The following is a 9,805-nucleotide window of genomic DNA, read 5'->3' as shown; positions in this document are numbered from 1 at the left end:
GCAGGCGAGAATTGCAGCGGGCCCGGCAGCTACCGGGAAAAGCTGGTCTGTGAAAAACGGGCGCTCACCCTGCGGGGCGCGGGAGCTGATGCCACCACCCTGATCTTTGGGGACGGCGGCAAGCTGCCCCACCCGGATGGGCGGCCCACCCACACCTTCCGCAGCTACACCGCTTTTTTCAGCGGCGGCAGCGTAACGGTGGAGGATCTGACCATTGCCAACGATGCCGGTCCGGGCAGTGCCGTGGGGCAGGCCATTGCCGCCTATGTGGATGCCGAAAAGGCCGTGTTCCGCCGGGTAAGGCTGCTGGGCAACCAGGACACGCTCTTCTGCGCGCCCCTGCCCGAGGCTGAACGGGAGAAGGACGGTTTTCTGGGTCCCCGCAAGTTTGCGCCCCGCCGCCCCTCGGCGCAGTATTACCAGAGCTGCGAGATCGCGGGGGACATCGACTTCATCTTTGGCGGGGCCGATGCCCTGTTTGAGCAGTGCATCCTGCGCACGGTAGACAACCACCTTTCCCATAGCTACATCACCGCCCCCTCGGGCAGCGCCAACGGGCTGGGCTTCGTGTTCTGGGACTGCGATTTCGTCTCCGACTGCCCCGCCGGAACGGTCTATCTGGGCAGGCCCTGGCGGCCCACCGGCAAGACTGCCATGCTGGACTGCCGCCTTGGAGCCCACATTGCACCGGAGGGCTTTTCCGGTTGGAATGACCGCACGGACACCTGCCTTGCCCGCTTTGCCGAGGCCGGAAGCAGCGGCCCGGGGGCACGCCAGCGCCCGGACTGGGTCGCAGCGCCCTCTGCCGCCGATGCCGCCGCCCTGCTGGCCCGGGCGCGGAAGCTCTGCCGCCCCTGAGATCAAAAACAAAGGAATACGAATATGAAAAAACTCCCCAACGCCGTAAAATGGCTCATTATCGTGGTGGTGCTGGCCCTGATGGGCTGGATGCTGGTCAAGGTGAACGACCGCGCCTCCCGCGTGAAGATGCCGGAACCGGACAATAGTCTGGGCATTTACCGGAAAGCAGATGCTTAAAAAGAGAGACCCTCTCCGTCATTCTGAGACAATGACGAAGAGGGTCGTTTTACTTTGTATCCGTTGCAATGAACCAGAAGGTCGTGCCTTTGCCCAGCGTGCTCTGCACACCGAAGCGGAAGCCGTGCTGCTGGAAGATGGCCTTGGTGATGGAAAGCCCCAGGCCGGTGCCCTGCTTGCCCGCATCGGAGCGGGAGCGGTAATACCGGTCAAAGATATAGGGCAGATCCTCGGCACAGATGCCGGGGCCGTGGTCCTCGATCTCCACCCGGACTCCCTCGGGCACCTTAGAGGCCCGCAGGAGGAAGATGCCGTCCCCGCCGATGTGGTGCATAGCGTTGCCCAGCAGGTTGTGGAGGGCGCGCTGCATCATGTTGGGGTCGGCATAGACAGGCAGCTCTTCCTCCGGCAGTTCCAGCTTGAGCTGCCAGCCATTTTGGGCACAGACCGCGTCATAGCGCTCACTGACCTCATCGCAGAGCTGGCCCATATCAAAGTGGACCTTCTCGCACTTTTCCGCGCCGCTGGTCACCTTGCTCAGCTCCATGACGCTGGAGACCAGCGCCGTCAGCCGGTCGGCCTCATCCACGATGATGTTCATCTGCTCGTCCCGGTGGGCCTTGTCGTCGCCGGTGATGTCCCGCACCGTCTCCGCATAGCCCTTGATGAGGGTCAGCGGGGTGCGCAGGTCGTGGGAGACGTTCGCCAGCAGGTCGCGCTGCATCTGAGCCGCGTGCTGGACTTCCTTGGCCATGTGGTTGAACTCCTGCGCCAGGTCGCCCAGTTCGTCCCGGCGGTTGGTCTCCACCTGCACGGCATAATCGCCCTGTGCCACCTGCCGGGCCGCCCCCGAAAGCTGGCGCAGGGGCTTGGTGAACCACTCGCTGAACAGCCACGCCGCGCTCATGGAAAAGGCAAAGATCAGCGCCGCCGCCAGCGGCAGCACCGTGCTCATCACTTCACCGGCCTCCGAGACATGCATCAGGCTGGTGGTCACCAGCACGGTATAGCTGCCGTCGGAGGTCGTTCTGCCCACCATCAGCTCCACCGTGCCCGAGGGCGTGGGCGGATTGATCTTCCGCACGCAGCTGCCGGTCTCGCGGCAGAGCTGGCGCATGGCGCGGGCGGTGCTGTAAGAGGGCAGCTCGCTGTTTTCATCGGTGGGCCGGGTGCGGTGCAGGTTGCAGTAGGAGAGGTTCTCCACCTTGAAGATCTGCCGCAGCGTGACATCGGAGATATCCACGCAGAAGCTGCTCATGCCGCCGTTTTCGTAGATCTCGCTGCTGAGCTGGTTGAAAAACTGGCTGTTGACATAGAGCTGACTGCCGAACCCCCAATAAGAGAGGGTCTGACCGTCGGCAATGGCATCGTCCAGCTTCTGCACGATGGCATCCGCCTGTTCGGTCAGCTGCTTCTGGATATGGGTGGTGTACAGGGGCTCCAGCAGCTGGGTGCACAAAAACCAGAACAGCACCAGCAGCAGCAGACAGATGAAGCAGAGGAACCACATCAGCTGCCCGCGGATGCCCACGGTACGCCGCTTTTTTTCGGGTTGCCGCATCAACCGCAAACCTCCTGTTTAACGCGCTGCATCCGGGTCGAACTTATAGCCGATGCCCCATACGGTGGCAATATAGCCCCGGCATTTGCCCAGATGGCCGCGCAGCATCTTGACATGGGTATCCACGGTGCGGTCCTCGCCAAAATAGTCGTAGTTCCACACCTTCTGCAGGATCTTCTCCCGGCTCAGGGCAATGCCCTTGTTGGAGGCCAGGAACACCAGCAGGTCAAACTCCTTGGGGGTCAGGCTCACATCCTCGCCCGCCACCCGCACGGTGTGGCTGGCCGTGTCGATGGTCAGTTCGCCGAAGGTCATGGTGCCGTCCGATGCCTCGGAGCGGGGCATGGTGCGGTTGAGCACCGCCTTGACACGGGCCACCAGCTCCCGCGGGGAGAAGGGCTTGACCACATAGTCATCCGCGCCGCCTTCCAGACCGGCCAGCTTGTCATATTCCTCGCCGCGCGCGGTCAGGATGATCACCGGCGTGTTGATGTGGCGGGCGCGCATCTCGCGCAGGCAGGTCATGCCGTCCATAAAGGGCATCATCACATCCAGAATTACCAGATCAAAGCCGCCGCCGCTCAGCAGCGAAAGGGCGGCAGAGCCGTCGCCCGCTTCCTCGCAGACATAGCCTGCATATTGTAAATGCTCCCGGATCAGTTCCCGGATGCGGGGTTCATCATCAACGATCAGTATCTTTGCCATCTGAGGTTTCCTCCTCGTTATCAAAATAGCTCCAGTTTCTAGGGGTATCATAATATAATTATTGGAAAATTTTGTGAAGTTTAAGTGAATGGTTTGGAAAACCGCCGCCCCATTTTTCTTAGTATACCACAAAAGCTCTGCAAGAAACAGCAGGTGCCTGCCGCCCGCTTGCTTCTCTGCTATAAAGTGTGCTATACTGATTTGATAAAAACAACCATCAGAACAAAGGAAATCTGCCTATGCGCATCGGATTCGTTGAACTGCTTCTCATCCTGCTCATCGCGTCACTGACCATCGGGCCCAGTGCGGCCCTGTGGGTAGACCGCTGGCTTCGCCGCGCCAACCGGGCCAGCGCCGCCGCTGCCCGCCGCCGGGCCGTGCAGGAGGCCCAGCGTGCCGCCGAGCGGGAGGAAGTGCTCCAGAGGTTCCAGAAATTGAGCATCGTGTTTACGCTGGCCGCGGTTGCTGCGCTGGTCTGGGCGCTGGTGCTCCGGCCCATTGAGGCCCCTCCCAAAGCCTACACTGCCCCGGATCACCGGCAGGCCTCCGGCGCGGCACAGGCAGAGCTTTCCACCGACCGCAGGGAGATCTGGGATCTGGGCGGGTATCAGGGTGTGGACTGCATCCGCACCCGGGATGGCCTTGTCTATGCGGCGGCGTGGAACGGCTCCTCCCTGAAAAAACGCACCAGCGATCTGGTGCGCACCGACGGCGGCAACGCTGCGGTCATCCTGAGCGTAGAGGGCGAGCTGACCGGCTTTGCGTTCGATGCTGCGGGAGACCTGTGGCTCACAGTCCTCACCCCTGCCGGGGGCACCCTTTGCCGCGCCCGGCACGACAGCTGGGGCGCTTCGGTGGAGCAGGTGGTCACGCAGATCGACGGTGCCCCGCTGGGGGCCCTTTCTGCCGTGGAGGTCGGTGCGGACGGCAAGGTCTACTTTGCCGTGGTCGGGCAGGAGAGCGCGGAACAGGGGCTGGAAAGTGCCCTGCGCACCGAGCTGCTGGCCCACACCGGAACAGGTGCGGTATACGTTTATGATCCCGCTGCCCGCACCGTGGAGCAGGTGGTGGGCGGCATTGCCGGAGCGTCCGGCCTTGCGCTGGACGAGCGCACCCAGACCCTCTACATCTCCGACCTCGGCAGCCGCTGCATCTGGAGCGCGGCGGCCTCTGCCCGCAGCCTGACCGCAGGGGGCAAGGGCTGTCAGAGCAGCTTCAGCGGGCTGCCGGGCTATCCCGGCGCGCTGGCGCTGGATGAGGACAGCACCCTCTACATCAGCTACCGCTGGGCCAGCTCCAGCTGGCTGGAACGCCATGCAGGCAGCACCTTCCTGCGCGGCGTGGCCCTGCGGCTGAGCGAATCGATGCAGGAGAACCTGTTTTCCCTGCCCGCCGACGGCATCCGCGCCGAGGCCGTTTCCACCGCCAGCGGAAGCTGGCTGTGGAGCTTTTCCGGCAAGCCTCAGGGCAGCAGCTCTGCCCTCTGCCCGGTGGAGAACCGGGTGTATTTTGGCATTGCGGGAGAAAAAGCGCTTTATTCTGTACGGGTCTGAACCGCTCCGTCACGCTTCGCGTGCCAGCTCCCCTGCCAGGGGAGCCCTTGGCATCCCGGAAAAATTGTTGTAAACGCTTGGGCCCAATCGAACACAGAACATCGGGCCATCGCGGCAACCGATCGATACGAGGTAATTGATATGACAGACGCATTCAAACAACAGATCCAGGCGGAAGCCCGGCAGGCAGTGGAAGAGCTGCTGGAACAGGCAAAGCTGAAAAAAGGCGACGTGTTCGTGGTGGGCTGCTCGTCCAGCGAGATCGTGGGCGGGCACATCGGCAAGGACAGCAGTCTGGAGGCAGCGCAGGCCGTCTACGCAGGCATTGCACCGGTGCTGGCCCAGCGCGGCATCTGGCTGGCGGCACAGTGCTGCGAGCACCTGAACCGGGCCATTATCATTGAGCGGGAAGCCTCCGAACAATACGGCTGGGAGGAAGTGTGTGTCGTGCCCCGGCCCCATGCGGGCGGCAGCTGGGCCACCACCTGCTGGAAGCAGTGCAAAGACCCCATTGCCGTGGAGGAGATCCGCGCCCACGCCGGTATCGACATTGGCGGCACCCTGATCGGGATGCACCTGCGCCGGGTGGCCGTGCCGGTGCGGCTGAGCCTGAACCGGATCGGTGAAGCAAACATTCTCTGCGCCCGCACCCGTCCGAAGCTCATCGGCGGAGAGCGCGCAAAATATACCGAGGAGGACTGATGCCCTATGGCAGAAAAAACACCGGAAGAGATGCGGGAGGCCGTGCTGGCCATCCGTGAAAAGATGGCCGCCGCTGCCCGGGAGGCAGGCCGCGACCCTGACGAGATCCAGCTGTGCGCCGCCTGCAAGACCCGCACCGCTGAAACCGTGGCCGCAAGTGCCGCCCTGCCCATTGACGTGTTTGGCGAAAACCACGTGCAGGAGCTCTGCGCAAACTTTGACGCAGGCGCTTACTGCGGCAAGCCCAGCCATTTCATCGGGCACCTGCAGACCAACAAAATCAAAAAAGTCCTGGGCCGGGCCAGCCTGATCCAGAGCGTGGGCAGTGAACACCTTCTGACCGCCATCGAGAAGGAAGCCGCCAAGGCGGGCATCGTGCAGAACGTCCTGCTGGAGGTAAACATCGGCGGGGAGGAGAGCAAGAGCGGCGTTTCGCCGGAAGCGCTCTGGCCCCTGCTGGATGCCGCTGCCGCGCAGGAGCACATCCGGGTCAAGGGTCTGATGGCCATTCCCCCGGTCAATGATGACGATGCACAGAACCGCCGGTATCTCGCCGCCGTCCATGACCTGTTCGTAAAGGCCGGGGAGCGCGGCTATTCCAACGTGGAGATGCAGACCCTCTCCATGGGCATGAGCGGCGATTATGAGAACGCCATCCGCGAAGGCGCAACGCTGGTGCGCATTGGCACCGCGATCTACGGCGAACGGGATTATAGGAAAAGATAAAATTGCTCGCCCTCTCAGTCTCGCTTCGCTCGCCAGCTCTCCCAAAGGGAGAGCCCTTGGCATAAAGATGAAGCTTGCAAATCCTGCCAAAGCCTCCCACTTTGGGGGAGGTGGCATTGCGTCAGCAATGACGGAGAGGGTGAGCCCGTTAAAAAGGAGGAACCATGGCAAAGCAAAACATCAAAGACCCCGGAGCGCATCACAACAGCAGCGGCGCGCTCATCCGCCGCTTTTTACCCTATCTGGCAAAGCACAAGGCAGTGCTCTTTCTCGACCTGTTCTGCGCCGCGCTGACCACCCTGTGTGACATCTTCCTGCCCAAGATCATGAGCACCATCACCAACTCGGCCATGGGCGTGGGCATCACCCTGACCACCGGCATCGTGCTCAAGCTGGCGGGCATCTACTTTGTGCTCCGCATCATCGACGGCGCGGCCCAGTATTTCATGTCCGGCATCGGCCACATCATGGGCGTGCACATCGAGACCGACATGCGCCGGGATGCCTTCGACCACCTGCTGCTGCTCGACCACACCTACTACAACAACACCAAGGTCGGCACCATCATGGGCCGCATCACCAACGATCTGTTCGATGTGACCGAGTTTGCCCACCACTGCCCCGAGGAATTTTTCATCGCCTTTATCAAGATCCTGGCCTCCTTCATCATCCTGTGCCAGGCCAGCATCCCGCTGACGCTGGCGGTGTTCGCCTGCGTGCCCCTGATGGGCGTGGTGTCCGTTTACCTGAACGGCCGTCTGCGTGCCCGGTTCCGGCAGCAGCGCATCCAGATCGGTGAGCTGAACGCTACCATCGAGGACAGCCTGCTGGGGCAGGGCGTGGTAAAAGCCTTTGCTGCCGAGGAGCAGGAGCGCGCCAAGTTCGAGCAGGGCAACAAGGACTTTGAGCACATCAAGACGCTGGGCTACTACGCCATGGCGGCTTTCAACACCTCCACCCGCCTGTTCGACGGCCTGATGTATCTGGTGGTCATTCTGGCGGGCGGCCTGTCGCTGGTCAACGGCAAGATCACCGCCGGTGACCTGGTGGCTTACATGCTCTATGTCACCACCCTCATCGCCACCATCCGCCGCATCGTCGAGTTTGCCGAGCAGTTCCAGCGCGGCATGACCGGCATTGAGCGCTTTGCAGAGATCATGGACACCCCCGTGCCCATCCACGATGCCCCTGATGCCCGGCCCCTGCAGCCCGGCCCCGGTGCCATCCGCTTTGACGATGTCAGCTTTGAGTACCCGGACGACCACAACAAGGTGCTCCACCATGTCAGTCTGGACATCAAGGCAGGCGAGCGGCTGGCTCTGGTCGGCCCCTCCGGCGGCGGTAAGACCACCCTGTGCAACCTCATCCCCCGCTTCTACGATGTGACCAGCGGCCACATCTACATCGACGGGCAGGACATCCAGCAGGTCACCCTCAAGAGCCTGCGTGAGGACATCGGCATCGTCCAGCAGGACGTGTATCTGTTCAGCGGCTCTGTGGCGGATAACATCGCCTACGGCAAGCCCGATGCCACCCGGGAGGAGATCATCGAAGCCGCCCGTCTGGCCGGTGCAGAGCGCTTTATCATGGCCCTGAAGGACGGCTTCGACACCTATGTCGGCGAGCGCGGTGTCAAGCTCTCGGGCGGCCAGAAGCAGCGCATCGCCATTGCCCGTGTCTTCCTGAAGAACCCGCCCATCCTGATCCTGGACGAGGCCACCAGTGCACTGGACAACGAGAGCGAGATCCTTGTGGGGCAGAGCCTGGAAAAGCTGGCCCATGGCCGCACCACCCTGACCATTGCCCACCGCCTGACCACCATCAAGAACTACGACCGTATCCTGGTGCTTGGCTCCGAGGGCATTGTGGAATCCGGCACTCACGAAGAGCTGCTGGCAAAGCAGGGCGTGTACTACCGCCTATGGAACCAGCTGCCCGGTGAGGACACCTTATAACAGGAGAACGTTTATGACAGAACGTGAAAAATGGGAAGCAGGTCTCTGGTACGACGCAAACTACACCCCGGCGCTCTGTGCCGAACGAGAGAAAGCCGAGGAGCTCTACACCGAGTTCAACCAGACCCGCCCCTCTGAAAAAGCAAAGCGGGCAGAGCTTCTGCGTCAGCTGCTGCCCCACATGGAAGAACATGTGGTCATTCTGCCGCACCTGTATGTGGATTACGGCTATCACTGCTTCATCGGTGCGGGCACCTACATCAACCACGGTGCTTACCTGATGGACTGCGCAAAAATCACACTGGGCAGGCACTGCTTCATCGGCCCCAACTGCGGCATGTACACTGCCATCCACCCCATGCTGCCGGAAGAGCGCAACAGCGGCCTTGAGACCACAGCCCCCATCACACTGGGGGACAACGTCTGGCTGGGCGGTGATGTCACCATCCTGCCCGGGGTCACCATCGGCTCCAACACGGTCATCGGTGCAGGCAGCGTGGTCACAAAGGATATTCCCTCCGGCGTGGTGGCCGTGGGCAACCCCTGTAAGGAGCTGCGGCCTATCACCGAAAAAGACAGCATCCGGTATCAGAAATAATTGCAACAACAAAACGCGGGACCGCTGAGTTTTCAACGGTTCCGCGTTTTGTTGTGGAAAATCAGGTGTTATTTTTCTTCCGGTTCATCGTCCAGCTTTTTCCGGTTCTTCTTCACCAGATATGCACAGAATTGGAGCAGTGCAAAGCAGAGCAGACCTGTCGAAACACCAATAAACGCAGCGCCCATCCAATAGCCATAGGCCAGGCCCCACAGCACCGTAACCGCCACGGCCGCCAGCAGAGAATAAACCGCATTGGCTCCCATACTGGAAGAAAGATGGCGGTCCCACAGGCCATTCCGGACGCACTCTGCACCGGTGTAAACACATCCGGCCATAAAAACGACCCATTCTCCGATCGCTTTATCTGCATTGCCCGTCAGCAGCTGAATCACCATTGCGGCCAGCAGACCGCCCCACATCAAGCAGAAGCCACGCTCCCCAATTTTGCGCAGAGTTTGCTCCTGCATCTCATCCAGAACATTTTTCTTGCTGTACAGTGAAAATTTCATTTCTCATTCCTCCCAGAACAATTCATCCAGTGTTTTTCCCAGAATTTTGCAGATGCTGCGGCAGAGATTGATGGTGGGGTTGTACTCGCCCTTTTCGATCGCGTTGATGGTCTGGCGCGAGACCCCAGCCGCTTCTGCCAATGCCCCCTGCGTCATATCTTTTTCCGCGCGGGCAGCTTTCAGTTTCAGATTCTTCGGCATCCTGTCACCTCGTCTATTTCCTGTGAGGGCAAGCTCATTCCCTCTGGATACAGAATAGCACTCGCCAGACATTATGTCAAGTATAATTTACTTTTTGTCTTGTATTTTATATTTCAAAAATAGAAAAAGCCCCGTGTCCGGCATATCGCACCGGCATGGGACTTTGCAATGATTTCAGAAAAATGTTCCCGGCCCGCCGGGATGTAAGGATGCAACCGGACGCGCTCCAAAATCCCGGAGATAGTGCTGTTCCA

At 60.9% G+C, this 9,805-nt stretch carries 11 protein-coding genes; 7 read left to right on the top strand and 4 right to left on the bottom strand.

Annotated elements, in window-relative coordinates; genetic code table 11:
• Positions 1-858 (top strand): pectinesterase family protein (locus J3353_RS08370; RefSeq protein WP_207684651.1); only part of this gene is annotated, 858 nt, incomplete at its 5' end.
• 24 nt (positions 859-882) lie between these two features.
• Entirely contained in the window at positions 883-1,038 is a 156-nt protein-coding gene (locus J3353_RS08365; RefSeq protein WP_166444380.1) for a hypothetical protein, read from the top strand.
• Positions 1,039-1,087: 49 nt separating this feature from the next.
• Here J3353_RS08365 and J3353_RS08360 read toward each other — a convergent pair whose 3' ends face one another.
• Complete coding sequence (locus tag J3353_RS08360; RefSeq protein ID WP_005934608.1) at positions 1,088-2,599, bottom strand: cell wall metabolism sensor histidine kinase WalK; 1,512 nt, start codon at positions 2,597-2,599, stop codon at positions 1,088-1,090.
• Between the two features lie 18 nt (positions 2,600-2,617).
• Complete coding sequence (locus J3353_RS08355; protein WP_035394613.1) at positions 2,618-3,304, bottom strand: response regulator transcription factor; 687 nt, start codon at positions 3,302-3,304, stop codon at positions 2,618-2,620.
• 239 nt (positions 3,305-3,543) lie between these two features.
• Here J3353_RS08355 and J3353_RS08350 point away from each other — a divergent pair, with 239 nt between their 5' ends.
• The 5 genes from J3353_RS08350 (at position 3,544) to J3353_RS08330 (ending at position 8,838) form a co-directional block, all read left to right on the top strand.
• Positions 3,544-4,857, top strand: coding sequence for an SMP-30/gluconolactonase/LRE family protein (locus tag J3353_RS08350; RefSeq protein WP_156069394.1), 1,314 nt, complete (start codon positions 3,544-3,546; stop codon positions 4,855-4,857).
• A 141-nt stretch (positions 4,858-4,998) separates the two neighbouring features.
• On the top strand, positions 4,999-5,559 hold the full coding sequence (locus J3353_RS08345) for a TIGR01440 family protein (protein WP_156069392.1): 561 nt from the start codon (positions 4,999-5,001) through the stop codon (positions 5,557-5,559).
• A 6-nt stretch (positions 5,560-5,565) separates the two neighbouring features.
• Positions 5,566-6,285, top strand: a complete 720-nt coding sequence (locus J3353_RS08340) for a YggS family pyridoxal phosphate-dependent enzyme (RefSeq protein WP_207684650.1) — start codon at positions 5,566-5,568, stop codon at positions 6,283-6,285.
• A gap of 164 nt (positions 6,286-6,449) precedes the next feature.
• Positions 6,450-8,240, top strand: coding sequence for an ABC transporter ATP-binding protein (locus J3353_RS08335; RefSeq protein ID WP_005934623.1), 1,791 nt, complete (start codon positions 6,450-6,452; stop codon positions 8,238-8,240).
• Between the two features lie 13 nt (positions 8,241-8,253).
• Positions 8,254-8,838 (top strand): sugar O-acetyltransferase, encoded by a 585-nt coding sequence (locus J3353_RS08330; protein ID WP_207684649.1) that lies wholly within the window; start codon positions 8,254-8,256, stop codon positions 8,836-8,838.
• Positions 8,839-8,906: 68 nt separating this feature from the next.
• On the opposite strand, the gene J3353_RS08325 is transcribed toward J3353_RS08330, so the two are convergent.
• A complete protein-coding gene (locus tag J3353_RS08325; RefSeq protein WP_207684648.1) occupies positions 8,907-9,350 on the bottom strand; it encodes a DUF6773 family protein in 444 nt (147 codons plus the stop codon).
• A 3-nt stretch (positions 9,351-9,353) separates the two neighbouring features.
• Entirely contained in the window at positions 9,354-9,551 is a 198-nt protein-coding gene (locus tag J3353_RS08320; protein WP_005934630.1) for a helix-turn-helix transcriptional regulator, read from the bottom strand.
• Between the last annotated feature and the right edge of the window lie 254 nt (positions 9,552-9,805).

The sequence above is a fragment of the Faecalibacterium sp. Marseille-Q4137 genome, from assembly GCF_017377535.1.
Lineage (GTDB): Bacteria > Bacillota > Clostridia > Oscillospirales > Ruminococcaceae > Faecalibacterium > Faecalibacterium duncaniae.
The sequence above is the reverse complement of the archived record's forward strand: the minus strand, read 5'-3'. Positions and strand labels throughout refer to the sequence as shown.

Coding starts and splice junctions, on each gene's coding strand:
- J3353_RS08320 (WP_005934630.1), bottom strand. CDS start 9,551: ATGCCGAAGAATCTGAAACTGAAAGCTGCCCGCGCGGAAAAAGATATG.
- J3353_RS08365 (WP_166444380.1), top strand. CDS start 883: ATGAAAAAACTCCCCAACGCCGTAAAATGGCTCATTATCGTGGTGGTG.
- J3353_RS08330 (WP_207684649.1), top strand. CDS start 8,254: ATGACAGAACGTGAAAAATGGGAAGCAGGTCTCTGGTACGACGCAAAC.
- J3353_RS08335 (WP_005934623.1), top strand. CDS start 6,450: ATGGCAAAGCAAAACATCAAAGACCCCGGAGCGCATCACAACAGCAGC.
- J3353_RS08340 (WP_207684650.1), top strand. CDS start 5,566: ATGGCAGAAAAAACACCGGAAGAGATGCGGGAGGCCGTGCTGGCCATC.
- J3353_RS08350 (WP_156069394.1), top strand. CDS start 3,544: ATGCGCATCGGATTCGTTGAACTGCTTCTCATCCTGCTCATCGCGTCA.
- J3353_RS08355 (WP_035394613.1), bottom strand. CDS start 3,304: ATGGCAAAGATACTGATCGTTGATGATGAACCCCGCATCCGGGAACTG.
- J3353_RS08345 (WP_156069392.1), top strand. CDS start 4,999: ATGACAGACGCATTCAAACAACAGATCCAGGCGGAAGCCCGGCAGGCA.
- J3353_RS08325 (WP_207684648.1), bottom strand. CDS start 9,350: ATGAAATTTTCACTGTACAGCAAGAAAAATGTTCTGGATGAGATGCAG.
- J3353_RS08360 (WP_005934608.1), bottom strand. CDS start 2,599: ATGCGGCAACCCGAAAAAAAGCGGCGTACCGTGGGCATCCGCGGGCAG.